The organism is Comamonas humi (assembly GCF_054782535.1).
The window spans coordinates 149,228-175,053 of sequence record NZ_BAAGSH010000008.1 but is presented as its reverse complement, the minus strand read 5'-3'; the positions used below and the strand labels follow the sequence as shown (position 1 = coordinate 175,053).

Here is a 25,826-nt window from a genome sequence, read left to right as displayed (position 1 = left end):
CGCAGCGATGGCCCGTGTGGCTGTCTGGGTTCCCTTCTGTCCGTGCCGAGAAGCACAGGGCGCGGGGCCGCATGCGCGTCGGAGCGCGCATGCTTCGTGGTCTGACTTGCTGCGGTTGTCCGAGCGGAGCGCGCCTTGGCGCGCGCAGTCGAGTTCCGCAGCAGGCCCCGCGCCCGAGCATCGCAGGTTGCCCCAGCGCCTCCAGGCGCTGGGGTCACGGACAGCAGGGTCGCCTTTTCTTTGGTGACTTTCTTTTGGCGAAGCAAAAGAAAGTTACTGCGCCGCCGGGCGCACATCCCGGCTCCTGGAAATAAAGTCTCAGCCAATTCAAGCAGAGAACCCAGCAAGCTCACAACCCCGCCCAGCGCCGCTCCAGCAGACTCACGATGTCATGCACCTCCCGCCCCGTAGCCCGCGCCACGGCCTCCCGATAGACCGGCATGTTGGTGCACTCCAGCACCAGGCTGCGCACCTCGGGGTGGCGCGCCACTAGGGCCAGTGCGGCGTCGACCACGTTGCGCTCGGCCTCGGCCACGTCCAGCTCGGTCTCGTTGCGCAGAATGCGGCGGTGAAACTCGCAGTCCACCTCCACGCCCTGCACCGGCGTGCCCGCCGGCACCCCCACCGCGGCCAGGATGGCGGGCGTGAGGCTGGCGGCCGAGATCGTGACCACGCCGGGCGATTCCAGATCTTGGCACTGCAGCAGGCTGGAGCTGACCACCGGCACCGGGACGCTGCCCTGCAGCAGGTCCTGGTAAGCGGCCAGGAAGCCGCAGCTGGTCGAGACTATCGCGGCGCCCTGCTCCACCAGCGCCTGCGCGGCCCGCACGAAGGGCTGGGCAAACTCGGGCGCGGCCTGCTGCACAATCTTGGCCGGCGAGGCGCCCTGCACCACCTGCATGCGCACCGGAACGCCCAGCTGCTCCCACGTCCCCGCATTGCCGATATCGCCGAGCGGGCGCGGAAAGCGCGTGTCGAGCATCAGGATGCCGAGGAAGGGCCGCATCAAACGGATTCCGAAGGTGCGGCAATGGCGCCGCGCCGGTCGATCTTGCGGCTGAGCACCACCGAGGTGTAGGTCTGGCGGATGCCCTCGATCAGGCCGATGCGGTCGAGCAGCGCGTCGAGCTTTTCGTTGGAGTCGCAGCGCAAAAAGATCATGTAGTCGTGCTGGCCCGAGACGGCCGAGACCTCCTCGACCTCGGGAAAGCCCTCCAGCACCTTCATCACCGACTGCGCCATCTTCGGCATCACGCTGATGCCGCAGTAGGCGCGCACGGCGGACTGCTCCAGCCGCGCGCCCAGGCGCACGCCGTAGCCGGCGATCACGCCCTCTTTCTCGAGCCGCGCGATGCGCGCCACCACGGTGGTGCGCGCCAGGTTCATCTTGCGCGCCAGCAGCGCGGTGGATTCGCGGGCATTGGCCTGCAGCAGCGCCAGCAGGCGACGGTCGACCTCATCCAGTCTCAGATCCATGGAAACACTCTCTCCCATCCTCTTGCTTATGCAGCGTGGCCAATGATGCGGCCCAGGAAGCTGCGCGTCGCTTCCTGCTGCGGGTTGTCTATCACCTGCACCGGCGGGCCTTCCTCGACCACCACGCCGTCGCGCATGAAGACCACCTTGTCGGCCACCTCGCGGGCGAAGGCGATCTCGTGCGTCACCAGGATCATGGTCATGCCACCCTCTGCCAGCGACTGGATCACCTGCAGCACCTCGCCCACCAGCTCGGGGTCGAGCGCGCTGGTGGCCTCGTCGAACAGCATCACGCCGGGCTGCATGGCCAGTGCGCGGGCGATGGCCACGCGCTGCTTCTGCCCGCCCGAGAGCTTGTCGGGCATCATGTGCGCGCGCTCGGCCAGGCCCACCTTGGCGAGCAGCGCCAGCGCGCGCTGCTCGGCCTCGGCCTTGGGCACGCGCAGCACCGTGACCGGGCCTTCCATCACATTGCCCAGCACCGTCATGTGCGGGAACAGGTTGAAGTGCTGGAACACCATGCCGGTGCGCGCGCGAAAGCCTGCCAGCACCTTGTCGGACGGCAGCTGCGGCGCGGCTCCGCCGAAGGACAGCGCCTGCGCATCGACGCGGATCTCGCCGCCATCGGGCACGGTGAGCAGGTTGATGCAGCGCAGCAGCGTGGACTTGCCCGAGCCCGAGGGCCCGATCAGCGCCACCACCTGGCCGCGCTCGACGTCCAGGCAGATGTCCTTGAGCACCGTGTTGGCGCCGAACGATTTCTTCAAGCCGCGGATGCGGATCAGTGGCTCGCCCATCTCAGTGCTCTCCCTTGGCCTCGCCATGCTCCAGCCGCTTGGCCCACAGCGTGATCGGGAACAGGATGATGAAATACGCCACCGCGATGAAGGTGTAGACCTCCAGCGGGCGGTAGGTGTCGTGCGCGATCACCTGGCCCTGGTACAGCAGGTCGGGCACGGCCAGCACCGACAGCAGCGAGGTGTTCTTGAGCTGCATGATGGACTGGCTCACCAGCGGCGGCACCATCTTGCGGAAGGCCTGGGGCAGCACCACGCGGCGCATCACCTGGCCGCGCGTCATGCCCAGCGCCTGGCCGGCCTCGGTCTGGCCCACGTCGGTGGAGATGATGCCGCCGCGGATGATCTCGGAATAGAAGGCCCCGCCATACAGCGACAGGCACAGCGCCGCCGCCACCGGCGCGGTCATCTCGATGCCGGTCAGCACCGGCAGCGCGTAGTAGAACCACACCAGCTGCACCAGCACCGGCGTGCAGCGGAACACCTCGACATAGGCACGCATCGGCGCCGCCACCCACTTGTGGCGCGACAGCCGCCCCATGCCCGCCACCATGCCGATCGCCAGCCCGCCGATCACGCAGATCACAGTGAACAGCAGCGTGTAGCCGATGCCCCCGATCAGCAGCGTGCGGTACTTCCACAGCGAGGCAAAGTCCCATTCATACATAGACACACATCCCCGCACGCGGGGCCAGGCCCCGCGCGCTCACAACGGTCAGAACTTCACTTCCTTGGGGAAGCTCTCGGGCTTCACGCCGGCGAGCTTTTCCATGTTCTTCAGCACCACGGACTGGATCTCGCCCTTGGCGCGCGACTCGTCCAGCCAGGCGTTGATCGCGTTCACGAAGGCCTTGTCGGCCTCCTTGCGCACGCCAACGTTGGTGTTGGCGGTCTGGATGGGCTGCGGGATGTAGACCGAGCCCACGTCGGGGCGCTTGGCGATCAGCGGCTGTGACAGCAGCACCACCAGCACCTGGCAGTCGGAGCGGCCGGTCTGCACCGACATGGTTGCCGCGCCAGACGTATCCAGGCGCGCGATGTTGGCCTTGGGCAGCGCGCGGGTGGCGAACTGGTCCTGGTTCGAGCCCACGTCGACCACGACCTTGGTGTTCGGGTTGTCCAACTGCTCCCAGCTCTTGACGGCCGGGAAGCCCTTCTTGCAAACCGCCGTGAAGGTGTTGTTCAAGAGCGGCTTGGAGAAGCCCACCACCTCCTCGCGCTGCGGCGTGGGCGCCAGCGCGAACATCACGTCGATCTTGTTCGCCTGCAGGTCCAGCACCGCGTTGCCCCAGGTGGTCTCGACGAACTTCACCTTGGCGCCGAGCTTCTGGGCCAGGCTCTCGCCGAAGTCGGGGCCGAAGCCTTCCCACTTCTGCGTGACGATGTCCTTGCTGAAGTAGGGAATCGCCCCGGCGATGGCGCCCACGCGCAGTTCCTTGGTGCGCTGCACGCGTTCCATCGCGGTCTCGTCGGCCAGCGCGGCCGATGCCGCGGCCACGGCGGCAGTGGCGATGACGGTGGCGCGCACCCATTGCTTGATCGACAACATATTGCTCTCCTGAGAAGGCGCCGGACCCGCAACACCTGCCGCCAGACCGCCCGATGACAACGAAAAAACCACAGTGTAGTCCCGCCACATAGCCCGATTGCGCAGTCACTTCGGCAAGTGTCACCTAGATTTCTCATCATTCCGGCGACAGCGATAGCCCGACGCCAGGGTCTAGAATGACCAGTTCCGTATGTACGACAACGCCGACCTCCACTGCCACTCCACCGTCTCGGACGGAACCCTCAGCCCCGAGGCGCTGGCGCAGCGCGCCCATGCGCGCGGCGTGACGCTGTGGGCGCTGACCGACCACGACGAGATCGGTGGCCTCGACCGCGCCGCGCAGGCCGCCGCCCAGCTCGGGCTGCCCTTCCTCTCGGGCGTCGAGATCTCGGTCACCTTCATCGAGACCACGGTGCACATCATCGGCCTGGGCGTCGACTGGCGCGACGAGGCGCTGCGCCAGGGCCTCGCCGCCACGCGCGGCGGGCGCGAGCGGCGCGCCCGCGAGATGGCCGAGAGCCTGGCCCAGGCCGGCATCCCCGGTGCCTACGAAGGCGCGCTGGCCCATGTGGGCAACCCCGAGCTGATCTCGCGCACGCACTTCGCGCGCTTCCTCGTCGAGGCCAAGGTCTGCCGCGACACCTACGAGGTCTTCCGCCACTACCTCAACGAAGGCAAGCCCGGCTACGTGCCGCACCGCTGGGCCCGGCTGGGTGATGCGGTGCGCTGGATCACCGAGGCCGGCGGCATGGCGGTGATCGCGCACCCGGCGCGCTATGGCTTCACGCCCACCGAGGAGTTCGCGCTGTTCTCCGAGTTCAAGAACCACGGCGGCCTGGGCGTGGAGGTGGTCTGCGGCAGCCACCTGCCGCACGAGTACCAGACCTACGCCGGCATGGCGCGCGAGTTCGGCCTGTACGCCTCGCGCGGCAGCGACTTCCACAGCCCCACCGAGTCGCACACCGACTTCGGCGCGCTGCCGCCGCTGCCCGCGGGTTTGCCCGCCGTCTGGGATGCACTGATCCCGCGCATCATCACGCCATCCGCCCCTTTGCATTGACGACATGGCACAGTATTTCGAAGTCCACCCCGACAACCCGCAGCCGCGCCTGCTCAAGCAGGCCGCCGCCATGCTCAAGGCCGGCGGCATCCTCGCCGTCCCCACCGACTCCAGCTACGCCTTCGTCTGCCAGCTCGACAACAAGCAGGTCGTGGACCGGCTGCGCCGCATCCGCCAGATCGACGAGAAGCGCATGCTCACTTTGCTGTGCCGCGACCTGTCGGAGCTGGCCAACTACGCGATGGTGGACAACTCGCAGTTCCGCCTGCTCAAGCTGGGCACGCCCGGCCCCTACGTCTTCATCCTCGACGCGACCAAGGAAGTGCCGCGCCGCATCAGCCACCCGTCGCGCAAGACCATCGGCCTGCGCGTGCCCGACCGCAAGGGCCTCTTGATGCTGCTGGAGCTGCACGGCGAGCCGCTGCTGTCGACCACGCTGATCCCGCCCGGCGAGACCGAGCCTTTGAACGACCCGCAGGAGATCCGCGAGCGCTTCGAGTCGCAGATCGAGCTGGTGGTCGACGCCGGCCCCTGCCCGCTGGAGCCCACCACCATCCTCGACCTGACGCCCATGTCCTCGGGCGGGGCGCCGGTGGTGGTGCGCGAAGGGCGCGGCCCGCTGGCGGCGCTCGGCCTGTGAATTCCGGGCCGCCCGTGCTTCCCGAAAAATAGCTGCGCACGCCCACCCGGCCGGCGCCGCAGGCCAATGCCCTTATAAAAACGGCCCTGCCCCGGCGCAGGCCGCCACCAACCTTTGCGACAATAGCCCCGTGAACGCAGACCTGATCCAGACCATCCTGATTTACGCCCTGCCGGTGCTCTTCTCCATCACCGTGCACGAGGCCGCCCACGGCTATGCCGCGCGCCATTTCGGCGACGACACCGCAGCGATGATGGGGCGCCTGACGCTCAACCCGCTCAAGCACATCGACCCCATCGGCACCATCGCCATGCCGCTGCTGCTGTACTTCGCCACCTCGGGCAGCTTCGTCTTCGGCTACGCCAAGCCAGTGCCGGTGCAGGTCGGCAACCTGCGCAATCCCAAGCGCGACATGGTCTGGGTGGCGCTGGCCGGCCCGGCGTCTAACTTCCTGCAGGCCATAGCCTGGGCCGTGGTCTTCGGCATCCTCAGCGTGGCGGGCGTGGACGAGCCCTTCTTCCTGCGCATGGCGCAGGCCGGCGTGCTGGTCAACCTGGTGATGTGGGCCTTCAACCTGTTCCCGCTGCCGCCGCTCGACGGCGGCCGGGTGTTGGTCGGCCTGCTGCCCTACAAGCCAGCGTCGGTCGTGGCGCGCATCGAGCCCTACGGCTTCTTCATCGTCATGGGCCTGGTGATCGCCGGCGTGGTCAGCACCGTGTGGATGCGCCCGCTGCTCAAGCTCGGCAACCTGGTCATCGGCCTGGTGCTGACGCCTTTCTCGTGGCTGCTGTAATCACAAAAACATAGCTGCCAGCGCTCGTCACATCTAGGTTTCAAACAGAAAAATATTGAAAACCATTGCCAGACAAGCGCAAGCAGCTCACTTTTTCAAGAAAATCGCCTGACTATCCTATGCAGAAAACCCGCTTCCTGACCGGCATCACCCCGTCCGGCACGCCGCACCTGGGCAACTACGCCGGCATGATCCGCCCCGCGGTGCAGGCCAGCCTGAACCCCGGCGTGGAGAGCTTCTACTTCCTGGCCGACTACCACGCGCTGATCAAGTGCCAGGAGCCCGAGCGCGTGAACCGCTCGACGCTGGAGATCTCGGCCAGCTGGCTGGCCGCGGGGCTGGACCCGGCGCGCGTCACCTTCTACCGCCAGTCCGACGTGCCCGAGATCCCCGAGCTGACCTGGTTCCTCACCTGCGTCACCGGCAAGGGCCTGCTCAACCGCGCCCACGCCTACAAGGCCGCGCAGGACAAGAACGCCGAGGCCGGCCGTGACACCGACGACGGCGTCTCCGCGGGCCTCTTCATGTACCCGGTGCTGATGGGCGCCGACATCCTGGCCTTCAACGCGCACAAGGTGCCGGTGGGCCGCGACCAGATCCAGCACATCGAGATGGCGCGCGACATGGCGTCGAGCTTCAACCACCTCTACGGCGAATTCTTCACGCTGCCCGAGGCCGTGATCGAGGAAGCCGTGGCCACGCTGCCCGGCCTCGACGGCCGCAAGATGAGCAAGAGCTACAACAACACCATCCCGGTGTTCACGCCGCGCGAGCAGTTGCGCAAGCTGATCGGCGGCCTGGTCACCGACTCGCGCGCGCCCGGCGAGCCCAAGGAAGTCGAAGGCTCGGCGCTGTTCCAGATCTACCAGGCCTTCGCCTCGTTGGATGAAACCGCGCAGCTGCGCCAGGCCTACGCCGACGGCATTGCCTGGGGCGACGCCAAGGCCATGCTGTTCGAGCGCATCGACCGCGAGATCGCACCGTTGCGCGCCCGCTACGAAGAGCTGATGGCCCACCCCGAGCAGGTCGAGCAAGCGCTGCGCCAGGGCGCGGAAAAGGCCCGCGCCCACGCCACGCCGCTGCTGCGCGAGCTGCGCCATGCCGTGGGCCTGCGCCCGCTGCAGGTGGCCGCTGCCGCCGCGCCGGCCGCCAAGGCCAAGGTGGGCAACGCCGCGTTCAAGCAGTACCGCGAGGCGGATGGCCAGTTCTACTTCAAGCTCGTCGACCACGACGGCGGCGTGCTGCTGCAGAGCAACGGCTTTGCCGCGCCGCGCGACGCCGGCCTGATGATCGCGCAGCTGCGCGAGCAGCCCGGCCAGCTCGCGGCGCTAGCGCATGCGGTGCAGGTGGGCGATGGCTATACGGCCGACGACGTGCAGCAGGCGCTGCAGGCCCTGGCCGATGCCGCGCAGAAATGAAGATACCGGCCCCGTCCGACAGGCACTTGGCGCGCGGGTGCGCGGGACTCGTATATCCTTGTGAGATTGTTGTTGGATATTCATAATTCGTATCATGTGCGGCTTTGCCATGAGCGCGGCCAGCTGGCCTTAGAGAGGATGCTATGCGAGTAGTGGCGTTGGACGATGATCCCGTGCAGTTGGAGATGCTGTCGCAGACCATGGCGGCGGAGGGCCACGCCTGCACGAACCACACCACCGGCACCGCCCTGCTCAAGGACCTGCGCCGCGAAACCTACGACCTGCTGATCATCGACTGGAACCTGCCCGACCTCTCCGGCCCCGAGATCGTGCGCCGCATCCGCGACACCATCAGCAAGGAACTGCCCATCCTGTTCATCACCAACCGCCAGGCCGAGGCCGACGTGGTCGAGGGGCTGGAGTCGGGTGCCGACGACTTCATGGTCAAGCCGCTGCGCGTGTCCGAGCTGGTGGCCCGCGTGCGCGCCCTGCTGCGCCGCGCCTACCCGGCCTCCACCACCGGCACGCTGGAGTTCGGGCGCTACAAGTTCATGACCGAGTCGCGCGTGCTGGAGGTGGATGGCCAGGTCATCGAGCTGAAGAACCGCGAGTACGACCTCGCGCTCTTCCTGTTCCAGAACATGGGCCGGCTGCTGTCGCGCGACCACCTGCGCGAAATCATCTGGGGCCAGAACTCCGACGTGATCTCGCGCTCGCTCGACACCCATGTCTCGCGCCTGCGCACCTTGCTCGACCTGCGCCCCGACCACGGCTATGTCATCAACGCCGTCTACGGCGTGGGCTACCGCTTCGAAGCCGTGAAGGCCACGCCCGAGCCAGCCTGAAAAAGCCAATAACATTCGGCCAGCCCATAGCAAACAGCCAATGCATGCATGCATTGGCTTTGTTTTTTACAATGGCGCCCAGACTGGAGATGATCTTGAGAGCAACACGTTCGCCGATATACGCCAGCCTGTGCCTGGCCTGGTATGCGTGGACCCCGCTGCCGGCGCTTGCGGCATCGGCGGACCAATTACCCGACCTGCAGCATGTGGTGCAACCCGGCGACACGCTGCAGCGCATCGCCCAACGCTATTTGCAGGACCCGCAGCAATGGCCCGAGCTGGGCCGCGTGAACAGCGTGCGCAACCCGCGCCAGCTGCCCGTAGGCTCGGTGATCCTCATCCCCAAGGCGCTCATCGGCTACCAGAACGCCACCGTCGAGCACCTGCAGGGCACGGCGCAGACGCGTTCGGGCGCGCAGCAGCCCTGGCAGCCATTGGCCGTGGGCATGACGCTGACCGAGGGTGACGACATCGAGGTTGCCGACAACAGCAACGCCACGCTGAAGCTGTCCGACGGCAGCCACGTGCAGATCGCCGCCAACTCGCAGTTGCACCTGCAGCAGCTGCGGCAGAACCAGCGCAGCCAGGCGCAGCAGTCGGTCATCGAGCTGAAGAAAGGCGGCGTGGACTCGGCCGTGAACCCTTCCGAGGGCCGGACCAAGCGCCGCTTCGACATCAAGACCCCGCTGGCCACGACCAGCGTGCGCGGCACCCGCTTCTCGGTGCAACTGACCGACAGCGGCAGTGCCGTGACCGCGGTGGACCAGGGCGTGGTGGCGGTCAATGCCGCCCACGCCGCGCGGCCCGCGGCCGTGGCGGCCGGCTCGGGCCTGGCCGTGGGTGCCGATGGCAAGGCGGGCTCCGTCGTGCGCCAGCTCGATGCGCCCGGCCTGCAGGACAACCCCGCCGTCTTCGAGGACGCGGACTTCCTCACCGTGCGCCTGGGCGCCGTGGGCGGCGCCAGGCAGTACCAGGTGGCCGTGGCCCGCGACGAGGCGCTGCAGCAGCTCGTCTACCGCAAGAACTTTGCGCAGCCCACGGCCACCATGCCCGCCGTGCCCGACGGCAGCTACTACGTGGCCGCGCGGGCGCTGGACGCCCAGGACATTCCGGGCCGCCCCGCCGTGCGCGCCATCAAGGTCAAGGCCCACCCGGTGCCGCCGCTGTACCAGAGCCCTGCGCCGCAGGGCCTGATCGGCACCGACGACGGCGAGCTGGTCTGCACCGAAGGCGGCGCGGGCATCGTGGCCTACCGCATCCAGGTGGCGGCCGATGCGCAGTTCACGCAACCGCTCAAGGACTTCCAGCAGCTCGAGCGCTGCAACAGCGGCCTGCAGGGTCTGCCGGCAGGCAACTACTTCTGGCGCGCCGCCACCATCCGCCGCCTGGGCGACGGCAGCCTCGACCAGGGCCCATTCGCCAAGCCGCAGGCCTTCCGCGCCGGCCGGAACCCGCCAAGCCTGGGCGCCGACAGCCTGGGCGTGGGCGATGCGGCCATGTCGCAGCAGTTGCAGCTTTCCTGGCCCGCCGAGGCCGGCCAGCAGTTCAACCTGCAGCTCTCGCCCAGCGCGCAGTTCGACGGCGCGGTGACCGAGGCGCGCCTCGAGCAGCCGCGCTGGACCTCGGAGCAGCTCGCGCCCGGTGACTACTACGTGCGCATCCAGGTGCTCGACCCTTCCGGGCTCAAGAGCAAGTACTCCGAGCCACGCAAGCTCAGCGTCAAGTCGCTGATCGCCACCGGCGGCGACGGCAACCTGGTGATACGCACACGCGACGGCAAGCCGGTGCAAAGCCCGCGCTAGGCCAGCGACGCCCGCATGCGCCGCCTGCCGCTGAGCCGTACCCAGACCCGCTGGACCGAATGGGGCCTGCTGGCCCTGCTGCTCGCCGTCTGCGTGGCCTGGGCGGCCCATGCCGGCAAACCCCGCGTGCTGAACCGGCTGGTGCAGGACGTGGCCGGCTGGATCAGCGCTCGCCCGGCCAGCGGCGACATCGCCATCGTGGCCATCGACGACGCCAGCCTGCAGGACCTGGGGCGCTGGCCCTGGCGCCGCTCGGTCCATGCGCGGCTCATCGATGCCATCGCGCAGCAGCAGCCACGCGCTATCGGCATGGACGTGCTGTTCAACGAGCGCGACACCGCGGCCCCGCAGGAGGACGCGCTGCTGGCCGCGGCCATCGCCCGCGCCGGCAACGTGGTGCTGCCCGTGGACTGGCGCATGACCGGCGTGGACGCCGGCGCCGAGCTGCCCATCGCGGCGCTGCGCAATGCCGCGCGGCAGCTGGGGCATGTCAATGTCAGCGTGGACGAAGACGGCGTCATCCGGCGCTACTTTGGCGTCATGGGCGAGGACACCGGGCCCTGGCCGCACTTCGGCATGGCCCTGCTGTGCGCCGGCGGCCGGCCGCTGGCCGCCTGCCGCGGCCACGCGCCGCCCGCGCCCGGCAGCAGCTGGGTGCAGAGGCAGCCCGAGATCCTGTCGTTCGCGCGCGGCGAGCAGCCCTACCCCGTCTACTCCGCCGAGGCCGTGCTCCAGGGCCGAATCGCCCCCGACGCGCTGCGCGGCAAGTACGTGCTGGTGGGTGCCACCGCGTCGGGCATGGGCGACTTCTTCGCCACGCCGGCGCGCCCCTCGTCGCGCCACATCGCCGGCGTCGAGCTGATCGCGCATGCGCTTGACGCGCAGCTCGCCGGCCTGCACGTCACCGAGGCCTCGCCGTTCGCCAACACCGGCGTCAGCCTCCTCTTCCTGCTGCTGGCCCTGCTGGCCATCGCCTTCTTCAGCCCCATGCTCGGACTGCTGGCGCAGTGGGCGCTGATCGCGGCGCTGCTGCTCCTCAGCTTTGCGGCGCGCTCCTACCTGCAGTTGCAGCTGGTCCCCGCGGCGGCCCTGCTGGGCCTGGCCCTGATCTACCCGCTGTGGAGCTGGCGCCGGCTCAGCGCCGCGGCCTCGTTCCTGCAGCAGGAGATGCAGCTGCTGCGCCAGGACATGGAGGGCACGCCGCCGCCCGGCGCCGGCGCGCCCGCACGCACGTTGCGCGACGACTTCCTCGACCGGCGCATCAACGCCGTGGAAAGCGCCACGCAGCAGTTGCGCCAGATGCACGGCTTCGTCAGCGACACACTGCGCCAGATCCCGTCGCCCACGCTGGTCGTCAATCCGCAGGGGCTGGTCACGCTGCGCAACCAGGCCGCCTCGGTCTATATGCAAAAAATGGGTGTACCGCTTGCCCCACTTGCGCATATAGCTCACATTTTTGAGGACATGCACTTCAAAGAGACCGGCGAGGCGCTGCAGATCCGCGACGCCGCCGACCTGCGGGCCCTGCCGGCCGAGTTCGAGGCGCTGGACCGCAAACAGCAGCCCTGGCTGGTGTTGAGCCAGCCCTTCTCCAACCCCGCGCCCGAGGGCTGGCTGGTGATGCTGGTGGACCTGACCGAGCTGCACAAGGCCACCGAGCAGCGCGACCAGGCGCTGCGCTTCATCTCGCACGACTTCCGCGCGCCGCAGTCCTCCATCATCACGCTGCTGGAGATGGAGCGCGCCTTTCCCGGCCGCATGGACGCCGCCGAGCTGCACCGCAAGATCGAGCGCCTGGCCGCGCAGTCGCTGGACATGGCCGAGAGCTTCGTGCAGCTGGCCAGCGCCCAGAGCCAGACCTACCGCCGCGAGCCGGTGGACCTGCTGGACGTGCTGCAGGCCGCGGTGGACGACTGCTGGGCCCCTGCGGCCGACAAGCAGATCAGCGTGCAGCACATCGATCCGCCAAGCCAGGCGGCCGAGCCCATGCTCTGCCTGGGCGACCGCGCGCTGCTGCACCGCAGCCTGGTCAACCTGATCGGCAATGCCATCAAGTACAGCCCGGCGGGCACCACGGTGGAATGCAGCCTGGCCGCTGGCGAAGGTGCGGACCGCGGCTGCTGGGTGATCCGCATCTGCGACCAGGGCCTGGGGATGGAACCGGAGCAGTTGCAGCGGCTGTTCCAGCCGTTCCAGCGCTTCCACCAGCAGTCGCTGCCGCAGGCCGGGGGCATAGGCCTCGGGCTGTCCTTCGTGCACACCGTGGTGCAGCGCCACCAGGGGCGCATCGCGGTGCAGAGCACGGTCGGCCAGGGCAGCTGCTTCAGCGTGTACCTGCCGCGCCATGCCGCTGCCCCCGACAGTCCCTGAACCACCTTCCATGCTGTTGCTGAAACTCCTGCTGGTCCCCGCCTTCCTGCTGCTGGTCTCGCTGGCGGGCAAGCGCTGGGGCGCACCCATTGCCGGCTGGCTGGCCGGACTGCCACTGGTCGCCGGGCCCATCCTGTACTTCCTGGCGCTGGAGCAAGGGCCGCAGTTCGCCGCCGGTGCGGCCTCGGCGGCGCTTGCCGCCATCCTGGCCTCGGTCTCGTTCAGCGTGGCCTATGCGCATGGCTGCCAGCGCTTTCGCTGGCCCGGGGCGCTGCTCGGTGGCATGGCGGCCTGGCTCGCGGCCGCCACGCTGCTGGCCCGGGCACCGGACTCCGTAGCGGTCTCTGCGCTCATCGCGCTGGCGGCGCTGCTGCTGGCGCCCCATGCCTTTCCGGCCATCTCCAGCGCCGGGGCCGGCCACCACCTGGGGCGGTCGGAAATGGCGCTGCGCATGCTGGCCGGCGCCCTGCTGACCCTGGGAGTCACGCTGGTCGCAACGACGCTGGGCCCGCGCTGGAGCGGCCTGCTGGCCGTCTTCCCGGTGCTGGGCAGCGTGCTGGCGGTCTTCTCGCACCGCGCGCAAGGCGCGGCGTTTGCGGCCGTGCTGCTGCGGAGCATGGCCACCGGCCTGTATTCGTTCCTGGCGTTCTGCCTGGTGCTCGCGGTGCTGCTGCCCCGCTGGGGCACGGCCGCCGGCTTTGCCGGCGCGGCGGCCGTCTCGCTGGCCGTGCAGGCCGCGACCCGGCGAAGAATATCAAAACAATAGCACTTGGCGCTTGCTACATCTGCCCTAGAGGCCGATTTCGCATCAATTGAGCGCCTTGCCCCGCAGCTCCGGCACCAGGGCTGCCGTGGCAACCATGTCGATGACATAGATGCTGGCCAGCAGCGCGATCGCCACCTGGAAGGAATGCTGCGCGGCCAGCGCGCCGATCACCACCGGGCCGAAGCCGCCGACGGCGCGGCCCAGGTTGAACAGCACGTTCTGCGCGGTGGCGCGGGCCTCGGTGGGGTAGGCCTCGGACATCAGCGCGCCGAAGCCGCCCATCATGCCGTTGACGAACAGGCCCATCAGCGCGCCGGCCCAGAGCATGGCCGTGGCGTCGGTGAGCTGCGAATACACCAGCACCATCACGGCGGCGCCGGCCTGGAACAGGAGGAAGCTGGGCTTGCGGCCCACGCGGTCGGCGAGCTGGCCGAAGATCCAGATGCCGACCATCATCCCGATGATGGTCACCGCCGTCCACAGCGCCGACTTGGTCAGGTTGAAGCCCAGCTTGTTCGACAGGTAGGCGGGCATCCAGATCATGATGCCGTAGTAGCCGAAGTTCTGCACCGAGGTCAGCACCACGATGCCCGCGCTGACCTTGGCCGTGGCGCGGTCCTTGACCAGCAGCCGGAAGGACTGGGCCAGCGACTGCCCGCGGGTGCCCGCCTGGCGCTCGCGGCGCACGAAGACCTCGGGTTCGTGCAGGCGGTTGCGGATGAACCAGGCGACGAAGGCCGGGATCACGCCTACCAGGAACATGCCGCGCCAGCCGATCAGCGGCAGCAGCAGCGGCGTGAGCAGCGCGGCGCCCAGCACGCCCACCTGCCAGCCCAGCGCCACATACGACGACACGCGGGCGCGGTAGCGCGCCGGCCAGGCCTCGGCGGCCAGCGCCATGCCGATGCCGAACTCGCCGCCCAGGCCGATGCCGGCGATGGTGCGGTAGACCAGCAAATCCCAGTAGCCTTGCGCAAAGGCGCACATGCCGGTGAAGACGGCGAACAGCACAATGGTCCAGGTCAGCACCCGCACCCGGCCGAAGCGGTCACTGAGCGCGCCGAAGATGATGCCGCCGGCCACCGCGCCCACCAGGGTCCAGGTCACCAGCGCGCCGGCCTGGCCGGGGGTGAGGCCCAGGTCCTTGCTGATGGCGGGCAGCATGAAGCCCAGGATCAGCAGGTCGAACCCGTCCATCGCATAGCCCACCGCCGAGCCGGCCAGGGCCTTCCAGCCATAGCCGTTGACTTCTTGCGGGGGCGCGGCCAAGCCTGCATCGAGAGACGCGTTTTGCATCGAGAACTTTCCAGAGGGGATAGAGGGAATCAGCGCCGCGCGCGCAGGTACGGGCCGCAAGGCGCAGGGGCCTGCGGGGGTCTGACCAGGGGGCGGGGCAGCGTATTGTCGTTACACCGTGAAACCCCAGTGGCGCCATCGGACTAATGGGCCGGCGTCCACGTCGGCATCAGTCGGCCAGGAACAGCTCCTGCAGGTCACTGAGGAAGTCGAAGCCGCGCTCGGTGGCCCGCACGTGCTGCCAGTCGCGCTCGATCAGGCCCTGCTGCTGCGCCCGCGCCAGCGGCGCCTCGATGGCGGACAGCGGCAGGCCGGTTCGCTCCATGAAATCCTGCAGCGCAAAGCCTTCGCGCAGGCGCAGCGCATTGAGCATGAACTCGAACGGCAGGTCGGCGCGTTTGACTTCCTCTTCCCGCGCCACCGGCTGGCCGGCCAGCGCCTGCTCCATGTAGCGCGCCGGATCGCGGAAGCGCACCTGCCGCACGATGCGGTGCGCGAAGCTGAGCTTGCCGTGCGCGCCCGCGCCAATGCCCAGGTAGTCGCCGAAGGACCAGTAGTTGCCGTTGTGCACGCTCTGGTGCCCGGCCTTGGCATAGGCCGACACCTCGTACCGCGAAAGGCCCGCGGCGGCGGTCATCTCGGTGATGGCATCCAGCATCTCGTAGGCCGTGTCGTCCTCGGGCACGATGGGCGGGTACTTGGCGAAATAGGTGTTGGGCTCGATGGTCAGGTGGTAGACCGACAGGTGCGGCGGCGCGAGCGACAGCGCGGTGGCCATGTCCTGCCGCAGATCGGCCACGCTCTGGCCGGGCAGCGCGTACATCACGTCGAGGTTGAAGGTGTCGAACGCGGCCGCAGCCTCTTCCACCGCAGCCAATGCCTGCGCGCGGTCGTGCACGCGGCCCAGGGCCTGCAAAAAGCGGTCGTCGAAGCTCTGCACGCCGATCGACAGCCGCGTGACGCCGGCCGCGCGAAAGGCGCGGAAGCGGTCCTTCTCGAAGGTGCCGGGGTTGGCCTCGAGCGTGACCTCACAGCCCGGCTCCACGCGCAGCCGCGCGCGCAGCGCCGCCAGCAGGCGGTCGATGGCCTGCGGCGAGAACAGGCTGGGCGTGCCGCCGCCGATGAAGATGCTGTGGATGGAGCGCCCCCAGATCAGCGGCAGCGCCTGCTCCACGTCGGCGATCAGCGCATCGACATAGCGCTGCTCCGGCACCTCGCCGCCCTGGCCGCGCCACTCGTGCGAGTTGAAGTCGCAGTACGGGCATTTGCGCAGGCACCATGGCAGGTGCACGTACAGCGACAGCGGCGGCAGGCTGCCGAGCTGCAAGGTGCCCGGGCGCATGTAGTGCTGTATGTCTTTTTGGGCTACAGCGCGCTCCCCTTCTGCGCCAATAGCTATTATTTTTGAATCGCTCATGCCGCGGCCTCATCCAGCCAGCGCTCGCGCAGCAAGGCCATCATCTGCTGCACTGCGCGGCCGCGGTGGCTGTGCGCGTGCTTGACCTCGGGCGCCATCTGCGCAAAGGTCTTGCCCAGCGCGGGAATCCACATCACCGGATCGAAGCCGAAGCCGCCCGTGCCGGTGCGCTCGGTGGCGATCAGCCCGGCCACGCGGCCCACGGCCACCAGCGGCTCGGGGTCGCGCGGGTGGCGCACGGCCACCAGGGTGCTCACCATGGCGGCACGGCGGTCCTGCACGCCCTGCATCTGCTCAAGCAGCGCGCGCACATTGTTCTCGTCGCTCTTCTCGTAGCCGAACTGCGTGCAGTAGTACGCCGTGTCCACCCCCGGCAGGCCGCCGAAGGCTTGCACGCACAGCCCGGCATCGTCGGCGATCGCCGGCAGCCCGGTGTGCTCGGCGGCAAAGCGCGCCTTCGACAGGGCGTTCTCGAGGAAGGTGCCATAGGGCTCGGGCGCCTCGCCCTGCATCAGCTGGCCCTGGGGCACCAGTTCTATGCCCAGCGGCTGCATCATGGCCTGGAGTTCGGCGAGTTTTCCGGGGTTGTTGGAAGCGAGTACGACTTTCATGGGAACCATTGTGTGCATCTGCCGCACGGACAGCGCATCGGCGCGCAGCCCACCCGGCATGGAAGATTGAAAAAGCGCCTAGCCGCCCCGTTCGCCGCCAGCGCTGTCCAGCGGCGCAGCGGCCTGCAGCGCGGCCTCGTCGGCGGCGGCGGGCGCCAGCGGCTGCTCGGCGCCCTGCATGTCCCACTCCATGGCCACGATGGTCACGTTGTCGCTGCCGGCGCCTGCCCGGCGCAGCGCCGTATCCACCAGATCCGGCACGGCGCGGGACACGGGCTTCTGGCCCAGCTCGCGGGCAATCATGGCCTCGGGCACGCTGCCCCACAGGCCGTCCGAGCACAGCATGACGCGGTCGTGCCGCTGCAGGTCCACGGGGCCCACCACGTCGAAGAACGGCCGGCTCGGCGCCCCCAGGCAGGTGAACAGCACATTGCGGTTGACCCGCTCGGGCAGCGCCGAAACGCTGCCGCCGTGCAACTCCAGGTAGGAATGGTCGCGCGTGCGCGTCAGCACCTTGCAGTCGCGGATGATGTACAGGCGCGAATCGCCGCAGTGCACCCACCACGCCATGCCGTCCTGCACCACCGCGGCCACCAGCGTGGTGCGCGGCGGGTCGGCCATGTGGTGGCTGATCGCGTGCTTGAGGATGTGGTGGTGGGCGTTGAGCAGCGCCGTCTCGAGGAAATCCGCCACGTTGTCGAGCTTGGGCCGGGCCAGGCGCTGGAAGTCCGCCGACACGCACTGCAGCGCTAGCTGCGCAGCCACCTCGCCGTCCGGGTGCCCGCCCATGCCGTCGGCCACCACAAAGAGACAGGATTCCTTGGTGTAGCTGTACCCCATCCTGTCTTCATTCTTTTCCCGCCCGCCCTTGCGGCTGAGCTGGAATATCGAAAACTTCATTTAGGCTGGCCTCCGCCGGCTCGTTGCATGGTCTTCCTGCTGTCGCCGACCAGCGAATCCAGCGACATGCGCAGCTTCTCGGCCACGGACAGCTTGGTGTAGCTGCGCTCGTCCTCGCGGGCCAGCTCCTTCTGCAGCAAAAACACCGACTGCGGGCGCGACTGGGGATTGAGCGCCATGCACCACTGCACCAACTCGATCAGGTTGTCCGAATAGACGCCGCGCACCTTGGACAGCGCCAGCTCCAGGCGGTCCTTCTCGCCGCGCTTGGGGGCATCGTTGGGCGGAATGCCCAGCATGCAGGCATAAATGCAGGCACCGATGGCATAGATGTCCGTCCACGGGCCCAGCGCCACGTCACGCCGGTACATCTCGGGCGCCGCAAACCCGGGCGTGTACATGGGCCGCACGAAGTTGCCTTCCTTGCTGAGCACCTCGCGCGCCGCGCCGAAGTCGATCAGCACGGCTCGGTCGTCGTTGGTGACGAAGATGTTGGCGGGCTTGATATCGAGGTGCAGCATCTTGTGCTGGTGCACGATGCGCAGGCCGCGCAGCACCTCGTCGAACAGCGAGCGGATCGTGGACTCGCGGAAGACCTTGGCCTCCTTGAGCTCGCGCGCCGTCACGACGAAATCCTGCAGGGTGGCTCCCTCCAGGTGGTTCATCACCATGTAGACGGTCTCGTTCTCGCGGAAGAAGTTGTGCACGCTCACCACCGACGGGTGGGTGATCTGCGCCAGCGCACGCCCTTCCTCGAAGAAGCTCTTGAGGCCCAGGCGGTACAGCGAGAGCTTTTCCGGCTCCACCTCGGGCACCAGCGCGCCAGGGGCGCGGGCGGTGAGGCTGGCGGGCAGGTATTCCTTGATGGCGACCTGCTGGCCGTCCTTGCCCAGCGCCAGGTACACGACGCCGAAACCGCCCGCCGAAATCCGGCGCACGACACGGTAGTCGCCGATCACCGTATTCGTCGGAAGGGGGGCTGGCTTGACTCTAGACATAGTGTGATGAATAACGCAGGTATGCGGGAGGCCCGATAATGTGCGCGATCGCAAGCAACCCCAGAAGTCCCATGCCAGTTTACAGCATGACAGGTTATGCCACGGCCCAGCAAAGCATTGCAGCCGCGGCCGCAGAATCCCCTCCCTCAACGCGTCGCCTTGGACTGGAGATCCGCTCCGTCAACAGCCGTTTCTTGGATTTGACATTCAAGCTGCCGGAAGAACTCCGCGGCAGCGAGCCGGTATTGCGCACGCTGCTCGATAATAGTCTGAAGCGCGGCAAGGTGGAAGTGCGGGCGATGGTCTACAGCGACCAACAGACCAGCGTTCCGGTCGCCTCGCCGAACACGCTGCGCCAGCTGTGCAGCTTCCAGGACGCCGTGCGCGCCTGGCTGCCCGATGCCACCCCCTTCAGCACCGCCGAGATCCTGCGCCTGAGCGGCACCAGCCAGAGCGCGCCCGAGGACTACACCGAGTCCATCGCCGAGCTCTGCAAGCAGGCCATCGCCAACCTGCTCAGCGCCCGCGAGCGCGAAGGTCGCCGCCTGGCCGAGATGCTGCGCGACCGGCTTGGTCAGTTGCGCGAGTTGGCCCAGCAAGCCGAGCCGCTGATCCCGCAGCTGGTGAGCCAGCAGAAGGCCCGCTTCCTGGAGCGCTGGAAGGAGGCCATGTCGCTGGCCGAAGGCAATGTGCCGCCTGAGTCCGCCCAAGACCGTGCGCTGACCGAAGCCACGGCCTTCGCCATCCGCATCGACGTCGCGGAAGAGCTGACGCGCCTGCGCTCCCACCTCGACGAGATCGAGCGCCTGCTGAAAAAGGGCGGCGAGATCGGCAAGCGCCTGGACTTCCTGATCCAGGAGCTGCACCGCGAAGCCAATACCCTGGGCTCCAAGTCCGCCGCGCTGGAACTCACCCGCGTCAGCGTCGACATGAAAGTGCTGATCGAGCAGATGCGCGAGCAGGTCCAGAACATCGAATAATTTCTTCCCGCCACCGTTTATGGATTACCCCGGAAACCTGTTCGTCGTGTCGGCCCCCAGCGGGGCCGGCAAATCATCGCTGGTCAAGGCCCTGCTGGAGTTGGACTCGCAGGTCTACCGCTCGATCTCCCACACCACCCGCGCACCCCGCGGGCAGGAAAAGCACGGCCGCGAGTATTTCTTCGCGTCCCGCGAGGATTTCGAGAAGATGATCGCCAACCACGCCTTTGTGGAGTGGGCCAATGTGCACGGCAACCTATATGGCACGGCCAAGAAGGCCATCGAGGAACGCCTCGCCAAGGGCGCCGACATCGTGCTCGAGATCGACTACCAGGGCGCGCTGCAGATCAAGGAAAGCTTCGTCAACGCCGTGCTGATCTTCATCCTGCCGCCGAGCTGGGAAGAGCTGCGCTCGCGCCTGGAGAACCGCGGCGAGGATGCGGCCGAGGTCATCGAGATGCGCCTGGCGAATGCCGCCGAGGAAATGGCGCAGGTGCACAAATTCGACTTCGTTATAATCAACGAACTCTTTGAGCGAGCGCTTTTCGACCTCAAGGCTGTTGTACACGCACAACGGCTCAAGTATTCGACGCAGCACCGCGCCCGCGCCGACACCTTCGCATCGCTCAACATCCCCGATTACCTGGAGAAAGCTTGATGGCTCGTATTACCGTTGAAGATTGCCTGGAAAAAGTTCCGAACCGTTTCCAGCTGGTGCTGGCCGCGACCTACCGCGCCCGCATGCTGAGCCAGGGCCACACGCCCAAGATCGAAAGCCGCAACAAGCCTGCGGTCACCGCGCTGCGCGAGATCGCCGCCGGCAAGGTCGGCCTGGAAATGCTGAAAAAAGTACCCGGCTGATATTTGCTGCCGGCTGCATGCCGGCAGCAGCCCATTGCCAAATGGCACCGCAATGCGGTGCCATTTTTCATGGGAGATACACAAAACCGGACCCGCACGCTACATTAAAGGCGTGAATACGTCGGCCCCCATCAGCACAGAGATTCCAGCCTCCCGCCCCGAGATGGCCGAGGCGGCACGGCCCGCCATGTCCTATCCGGTCGTGGCGCGGGCCTATGCGTCCTTCCAGGAAAAGCTGGACTACCTGGGCGATGCCGAGCTGGCCGACGTCGAGGCCGCGTTCGACTTCGCCGCCGAGGCCCATACCGGCCAGTGGCGCAGCAGCGGAGACCCCTACATCACCCACCCCATCGCAGTAGCGGAGATCTGCGCCGGCTGGAAGCTGGACGCACCCGCACTCATGGCCGCGCTGATGCACGACGCCATGGAGGACTGCGGCGTCACCCGCGACGACCTGGTGGCGAAGTTCGGCGACAAGGTCGCGGAGCTGGTCGACGGCCTCACCAAGCTCGACAAGCTGCAGTTCAACTCGCGCGAGGAAAACCAGGCCGAGTCATTCCGCAAGATGCTGCTGGCGATGGCGCACGACATCCGCGTGATCCTCATCAAGCTGGCGGACCGCACGCACAATATGCGCACCATGTCGGACATGCCGCGCAGCAAGTGGGGCCGCATCTCCAGCGAAACCTTGGACATCTACGTGCCCATCGCCGGCCGGCTGGGCATCAACAGCGTCTTCCGCGAACTGCAGGACCTGGCGCTGCGCCACCTGCACCCCTGGCGCTACGAAACGCTGCACAAGGCCGCCCACCGCTCCAAGGCACGCCGCAAGGACGTGGTGCAGAAGATCCACTCCGAGCTGGACGCCGTACTGGCCAAGGCCGGCTTCCGGGCCAAGGTGGCCGGGCGCGAAAAGACGATCTACGCCATCCACAAGAAGATGGATGCGCGCCATATCTCCTTCGCCCAGGTAACCGACTCCTACGGCTTTCGCCTGATCGTGCCCGCACGCCTCGACTGCTACACGGCGCTCGGGCTGCTGCACCAGTTGTTCCGGCCAGTGCCCAACAAGTTCCGCGACTACGTGGCCACGCCCAAGGCGAACGGCTACCAGTCGCTGCACACCACCGTCGTCGGCCCGTCGGGGGTTAACGTGGACTTCCAGATCCGCACCGAGGACATGCACCTGGTGGCCGAGTATGGCGTGCTGACGCACTGGCTGTTCCAGGCGAGGAATGCCTCCAGCACCGACCAGCTCAGCACCAAATGGATCCAGTCGCTGCTGGACATCCAGGACGAGACCCGCGACGCCCACGAGTTCTGGGACCACGTGCGCGTGGACCTGTTCCCCGAATCGGTCTACGTCTTCACGCCCAAGAACCAGATGGTGACGCTGCCGCGCGGCTCGACGGTGCTGGATTTCGCCTACGCCATCCACAGCAACATCGGCGAGCACACCTCCACCGTGCGCATCAATGGCGAGCAGGTGCCGCTGCGCACCGAGCTCAAGAGCGGCGACATCGTCGAGGTCGTCACCTCGCCCGATGCCACGCCCCACCCTTCGTGGCTGACCTTCGTGCGCACCGGGCGGGCGCGCTCCAAGATCCGCTATTTCCTCAAGGCGCGCGGCCAGAGCGAATCCGCCGCGCTGGGCGAGAAGCTGCTGGCGCAGGCCTTGCGGGCCGAAGGCATTTCCGCGCTGCCGGGAGACTCCGCCGAAGACCAGTCGGTCTGGGATGCCGTGTTCTCGCAAGCCGAGGTGCACAGCCAGGCCGAGCTGTTCAGCGAGATCGGACAGGGCAAGCGCATCGCGATCCTGGTGGCCAGGCAGATCGTCGAGCTGCTGGCGGAACAGGGCCACAAGCCCGATGCCGTGCTGCTGAGCCAGGAGCGCTATGCCCAGGCCGGCAACCCGCTGCGCAACAACGTCGTGCTGGATGGCAGCCAGTCCAGCTCGGTGCAGTACGCCAAGTGCTGCCGCCCCGTGCCGGGCGATGCCATCGTCGGCTACCTCGACCGCTCCGCCGGGTTGATCGTGCACAACGCCGCCTGCGGCGTGGGCAACAAGCTGCGGGCCCGCGACGCGGAGCGCTTCGTGCCGGTGGAATGGGCCGACGACCAGGCCCAGGAGTACGAAACCGGCATTGTCGTCACCGTGGCCAACAGCAAGGGCGTGCTGGCCCAGATCGCCGCCGAGATCGCGGCCATGGGCTCGGACATCACGCACATCACGATGGAGGACGAGGTGGCGCTGAACACCACGGACCTGCAGTTCGTGCTGGCGGTGAAGAACCGGCAGCACGTGGAAACCATACTGCGCAACCTCTCCAGGCTCCCCTTCGTGCTGCGGACCTTCCGCATCATCCCCCAGCACTGATCCCCCTGGCGAATCCGGCACACCCCCGCGCGCCGGGTGCCAGAGAAAAAGCCGGTGCCTTTCAGCCGCCAAGGAAATGGATAGAGAGGGAGGGTGCAGTCCTCGGCCCGGCGCAAACCGTTGCGCGTACTCTACTGTGCGCTGGCGCGCGCCATTGCGAACAATATTGAACCGGCAAGCGGCATGCCGTCTGCATTCCGGCTGCTTCACCGGGGTGCCATGCGGTCCAGCGCCCGGTTGAGCGCCAGCACGTTCACCCGCTCCTCGCCCAGAAAGCCCAGCAATGGCGCCTCGGTGTGCTGGGCGACCAATGCATCCACCGTCGACGCCGGCAGCTGGCGCACGCGGGCCACGCGCGCCGCCTGGTAGCGGGCCGCCGCCACGCTGATGTGTGGATCGAGGCCGCTGGCCGACGCGGTGACCAGATCCACCGGCACCGGCTGCGCATTGCCGGGATCGACGGCCTTCAGCGCCTCGATGCGCGCCCGCACGGCCTCCTGCAGCGCCGGGTTGAGCGGCCCCAGGTTCGATCCGCCGGAGTTGGCGGCGTTGTAGGGCTCGGGGCTGGTGGCCGACGGGCGCGGCCAGAAATACTTCGGCGCACCGAAGTTCTGCCCGATCAGCTCGGAGCCAACGGCCCGGCCGTCGTCCACGACCAGGCTGCCATGGGCCTGGTGCGGGAACAGGCCCTGGGCCAGGCCGGTGACCACGGCGGGGTACAGGCCGCCGGTAACCACGGTGAGCACCAGCAGCAGGCTGATGGCGGGGCGGATAAGCGTTTTCATGGTGATTCCTTCGATCAGATGAGTCCGGTGGCGCTGAGGACCAGGTCGATCAGCTTGATGCCCGCAAAGGGCACCAGCACGCCGCCCAGGCCGTAGACCAGCAGGTTGCGGCGCAGCAGCGTGGCGGCGCCCAGCGCGCGGTAGGCCACGCCCTTGAGCGCCAGCGGGATCAGGAAGACGATGACCAGCGCGTTGAAGACCACGGCCGACAGGATGGCCGAGTCCGGGCTGGCCAGGTGCATGACGTTCAGCGCCGACAGCTGCGGAAAGCTGGTGACGAAGGCCGCCGGGATGATGGCGAAGTACTTGGCCACGTCGTTGGCGATGCTGAAGGTGGTCAGCGCGCCGCGCGTCATCAGCATCTGCTTACCGGTCTCGACCACCTCGATCAGCTTGGTGGGGTTGCTGTCCAGGTCGACCATGTTGCTGGCCTCCTTGGCGGCCTGGGTGCCCGAGTTCATGGCCACCGCCACGTCAGCCTGGGCCAGCGCGGGCGCGTCGTTGGTGCCGTCGCCGGTCATCGCCACCAGGCGGCCTTCGGCCTGGTACTGGCGGATCAGCGCCAGTTTCTGCTCGGGCGTGGCTTCGGCGAGGAAGTCGTCCACGCCCGCCTCGGCCGCGATCGCGGCGGCCGTGAGGCGGTTGTCGCCGGTGATCATCACCGTCTTGATGCCCATGCGGCGCAGCTCGGCAAAGCGTTCCTTGATGCCGCCCTTGACGATGTCCTTGAGCTCGATCACGCCGAGCACGCGGGCGTTGTCGGCCACCACCAGCGGCGTGCTGCCGCGGCGGGCCACCTCGTCGACCAGCGCGTCGATCTGCGCCGGCATGCGCCCGCCCAGGGCCAGCACCTGCTTGCGGATGGCATCGGCCGAGCCCTTGCGGATCTGCCGGCCCGGCAGGTCCACGCCGCTCATGCGCGTCTGGGCCGAGAAATGCACGAAGGCCGCGTCCAGCGCCTGCAGGTCACGCGCGCGCAGCTCGAACTGCTGCTTGGCCAGCACCACGATGCTGCGGCCCTCGGGCGTCTCGTCGGCCAGCGAGGCCAGCTGCGCCACGTCAGCCAGCTCGCGCTTGGGCACGCCGGGCGCTGGCAAGAATTCCGCGGCCTGGCGGTTGCCCAGCGTGATGGTGCCGGTCTTGTCCATCAGCAGCACGTCGACGTCGCCCGCGGCCTCGACCGCGCGGCCCGAGGTGGCGATCACGTTGGCCTGCATCATGCGGCTCATGCCCGCCACGCCGATGGCCGACAGCAGGCCCGCGATGGTGGTCGGGATCAGGCACACCAGCAGCGCCACCAGCACGGTCACGCCCACCGGGCGGCCGCCGCCTGCCGCCTCCACGGCGAACACCGAATACGGCAGCAGCGTCACCGTCACGGCCAGGAAGACGATGGTCAGCGCCACCAGCAGGATGGTGAGCGCGATCTCGTTCGGCGTCTTCTGGCGCTTGGCGCCCTCGACCATGGCGATCATGCGGTCCACGAAGGTCTCGCCAGGGTTGACCGAAACCTGCACCACGATCCAGTCCGACAGCACGCGCGTGCCGCCGGTCACGGCCGAGAAATCGCCGCCCGATTCGCGCACCACCGGCGCCGATTCGCCGGTGATGGCGCTCTCGTCGACCGAGGCCACGCCCTCGATGACCACGCCGTCGGCCGGCACCACGTCGCCGGCCTGCACCAGCACCACGTCGCCCTTGCCGAGCTCGCCCGACTCGATGGGATACCAGACGGCATCGTGCCGCGGCGCCTCGAGCTTCTTGGCCCAGGTCTCTTTCTTGAGGCCGCGCAGCGAGGCGGCCTGCGCCTTGCTGCGCCCCTCGGCCAGGGCCTCGGCAAAGTTGGCGAACAGCACCGTGAACCACAGCCACAGCGCAATCGCCAGGATGAAGCCGGGCGCCGCCTCGCCGTTGCCGGCCCAGGCCTGGGCCCACAGCACGGTGGTGAGCCAGCTGCCCACATAGACCACGAACATGACCGGATTGCGCCATTGCACGCGCGGGTCCAGCTTCTTGAAGGCATCCACCAGCGCAGGCCGGATCAGGGCCGGGTCCAGCAGGCGGAAAGCAGTACGAGCCATGGTG

General features: G+C 68.0%; 24 protein-coding genes. 12 read left to right on the top strand and 12 right to left on the bottom strand.

The genetic code is table 11. The annotated features are described in order from the left end of the window. Positions 1-349 precede the first annotated feature (349 nt). Genes ACYVKR_RS10695 through ACYVKR_RS10675 form a run of 5 tightly spaced genes read right to left on the bottom strand, consistent with a single transcriptional unit; the run spans position 350 to position 3,822 of the window. On the bottom strand, positions 350-1,006 hold the full coding sequence (locus tag ACYVKR_RS10695) for an aspartate/glutamate racemase family protein (protein WP_460480877.1): 657 nt from the start codon (positions 1,004-1,006) through the stop codon (positions 350-352). Then, complete coding sequence (locus ACYVKR_RS10690) at positions 1,006-1,476, bottom strand: Lrp/AsnC family transcriptional regulator (protein WP_460480876.1); 471 nt, start codon at positions 1,474-1,476, stop codon at positions 1,006-1,008. The genes ACYVKR_RS10695 and ACYVKR_RS10690 overlap by 1 nt, the downstream gene beginning before the upstream one ends. A gap of 26 nt (positions 1,477-1,502) precedes the next feature. Next, positions 1,503-2,273: an amino acid ABC transporter ATP-binding protein gene (locus tag ACYVKR_RS10685; protein WP_460480875.1), complete on the bottom strand. Its 771-nt coding sequence runs from the start codon at positions 2,271-2,273 to the stop codon at positions 1,503-1,505. A gap of 1 nt (position 2,274) precedes the next feature. Beyond that, on the bottom strand, positions 2,275-2,940 hold the full coding sequence (locus ACYVKR_RS10680; RefSeq protein WP_460480874.1) for an amino acid ABC transporter permease: 666 nt from the start codon (positions 2,938-2,940) through the stop codon (positions 2,275-2,277). A 48-nt stretch (positions 2,941-2,988) separates the two neighbouring features. Continuing rightward, on the bottom strand, positions 2,989-3,822 hold the full coding sequence (locus ACYVKR_RS10675) for a type 2 periplasmic-binding domain-containing protein (RefSeq protein ID WP_460480872.1): 834 nt from the start codon (positions 3,820-3,822) through the stop codon (positions 2,989-2,991). Between the two features lie 190 nt (positions 3,823-4,012). Between ACYVKR_RS10675 and ACYVKR_RS10670 the strand changes: the two genes are divergently transcribed. From ACYVKR_RS10670 to ACYVKR_RS10635, 8 genes are all read left to right on the top strand, one after another. Continuing rightward, positions 4,013-4,882 (top strand): 3',5'-nucleoside bisphosphate phosphatase, encoded by an 870-nt coding sequence (locus ACYVKR_RS10670; RefSeq protein ID WP_460480871.1) that lies wholly within the window; start codon positions 4,013-4,015, stop codon positions 4,880-4,882. Between the two features lie 4 nt (positions 4,883-4,886). Next, positions 4,887-5,522: an L-threonylcarbamoyladenylate synthase gene (locus ACYVKR_RS10665; protein WP_460480870.1), complete on the top strand. Its 636-nt coding sequence runs from the start codon at positions 4,887-4,889 to the stop codon at positions 5,520-5,522. Positions 5,523-5,652: 130 nt separating this feature from the next. After that, a complete protein-coding gene (locus ACYVKR_RS10660; protein WP_460480869.1) occupies positions 5,653-6,315 on the top strand; it encodes a site-2 protease family protein in 663 nt (220 codons plus the stop codon). Between the two features lie 119 nt (positions 6,316-6,434). Beyond that, positions 6,435-7,733: a tryptophan--tRNA ligase gene (locus tag ACYVKR_RS10655; RefSeq protein WP_460480868.1), complete on the top strand. Its 1,299-nt coding sequence runs from the start codon at positions 6,435-6,437 to the stop codon at positions 7,731-7,733. A 143-nt stretch (positions 7,734-7,876) separates the two neighbouring features. After that, positions 7,877-8,578, top strand: a complete 702-nt coding sequence (locus tag ACYVKR_RS10650; protein WP_460480866.1) for a response regulator transcription factor — start codon at positions 7,877-7,879, stop codon at positions 8,576-8,578. Between the two features lie 95 nt (positions 8,579-8,673). Then, a complete protein-coding gene (locus ACYVKR_RS10645; protein WP_460480865.1) occupies positions 8,674-10,380 on the top strand; it encodes a FecR family protein in 1,707 nt (568 codons plus the stop codon). 15 nt (positions 10,381-10,395) lie between these two features. Further along, entirely contained in the window at positions 10,396-12,750 is a 2,355-nt protein-coding gene (locus ACYVKR_RS10640; protein WP_460480864.1) for a CHASE2 domain-containing protein, read from the top strand. 10 nt (positions 12,751-12,760) lie between these two features. Beyond that, positions 12,761-13,516, top strand: coding sequence for a hypothetical protein (locus ACYVKR_RS10635; protein ID WP_460480863.1), 756 nt, complete (start codon positions 12,761-12,763; stop codon positions 13,514-13,516). 42 nt (positions 13,517-13,558) lie between these two features. Here ACYVKR_RS10635 and ACYVKR_RS10630 read toward each other — a convergent pair whose 3' ends face one another. The 5 genes from ACYVKR_RS10630 to ACYVKR_RS10610 form a co-directional block, all read right to left on the bottom strand. Beyond that, positions 13,559-14,812, bottom strand: coding sequence for an MFS transporter (locus ACYVKR_RS10630; RefSeq protein WP_460480862.1), 1,254 nt, complete (start codon positions 14,810-14,812; stop codon positions 13,559-13,561). Between the two features lie 169 nt (positions 14,813-14,981). Next, positions 14,982-16,229: a radical SAM family heme chaperone HemW gene (gene hemW / locus ACYVKR_RS10625; RefSeq protein ID WP_460480861.1), complete on the bottom strand. Its 1,248-nt coding sequence runs from the start codon at positions 16,227-16,229 to the stop codon at positions 14,982-14,984. Then, complete coding sequence (gene rdgB, locus ACYVKR_RS10620; RefSeq protein ID WP_460480860.1) at positions 16,226-16,840, bottom strand: RdgB/HAM1 family non-canonical purine NTP pyrophosphatase; 615 nt, start codon at positions 16,838-16,840, stop codon at positions 16,226-16,228. The genes hemW and rdgB overlap by 4 nt, the downstream gene beginning before the upstream one ends. A 78-nt stretch (positions 16,841-16,918) precedes the next feature. After that, complete coding sequence (locus ACYVKR_RS10615; protein WP_460480859.1) at positions 16,919-17,740, bottom strand: PP2C family protein-serine/threonine phosphatase; 822 nt, start codon at positions 17,738-17,740, stop codon at positions 16,919-16,921. Further along, positions 17,737-18,738: a serine/threonine protein kinase gene (locus tag ACYVKR_RS10610; RefSeq protein WP_460480858.1), complete on the bottom strand. Its 1,002-nt coding sequence runs from the start codon at positions 18,736-18,738 to the stop codon at positions 17,737-17,739. The genes ACYVKR_RS10615 and ACYVKR_RS10610 overlap by 4 nt, the downstream gene beginning before the upstream one ends. A 71-nt stretch (positions 18,739-18,809) precedes the next feature. On the opposite strand from ACYVKR_RS10610, the gene ACYVKR_RS10605 reads away from it, so the two are divergent. The 4 genes from ACYVKR_RS10605 (at position 18,810) to ACYVKR_RS10590 (ending at position 22,956) form a co-directional block, all read left to right on the top strand. Then, positions 18,810-19,718 (top strand): YicC/YloC family endoribonuclease, encoded by a 909-nt coding sequence (locus ACYVKR_RS10605; protein ID WP_460480857.1) that lies wholly within the window; start codon positions 18,810-18,812, stop codon positions 19,716-19,718. 19 nt (positions 19,719-19,737) lie between these two features. Then, positions 19,738-20,376, top strand: coding sequence for a guanylate kinase (gmk, locus tag ACYVKR_RS10600; protein ID WP_460480855.1), 639 nt, complete (start codon positions 19,738-19,740; stop codon positions 20,374-20,376). After that, positions 20,376-20,579, top strand: coding sequence for a DNA-directed RNA polymerase subunit omega (rpoZ, locus tag ACYVKR_RS10595; RefSeq protein ID WP_460480854.1), 204 nt, complete (start codon positions 20,376-20,378; stop codon positions 20,577-20,579). The genes gmk and rpoZ overlap by 1 nt, the downstream gene beginning before the upstream one ends. A gap of 163 nt (positions 20,580-20,742) precedes the next feature. Continuing rightward, positions 20,743-22,956, top strand: coding sequence for a RelA/SpoT family protein (locus ACYVKR_RS10590; RefSeq protein WP_460480996.1), 2,214 nt, complete (start codon positions 20,743-20,745; stop codon positions 22,954-22,956). Between the two features lie 206 nt (positions 22,957-23,162). On the opposite strand, the gene kdpC is transcribed toward ACYVKR_RS10590, so the two are convergent. Together kdpC and kdpB are read right to left on the bottom strand one after the other, a co-directional pair. Further along, positions 23,163-23,741 (bottom strand): potassium-transporting ATPase subunit C, encoded by a 579-nt coding sequence (kdpC, locus tag ACYVKR_RS10585; protein WP_460480853.1) that lies wholly within the window; start codon positions 23,739-23,741, stop codon positions 23,163-23,165. Positions 23,742-23,755: 14 nt separating this feature from the next. After that, complete coding sequence (gene kdpB, locus ACYVKR_RS10580; RefSeq protein ID WP_460480852.1) at positions 23,756-25,822, bottom strand: potassium-transporting ATPase subunit KdpB; 2,067 nt, start codon at positions 25,820-25,822, stop codon at positions 23,756-23,758. Positions 25,823-25,826 lie beyond the last annotated feature (4 nt).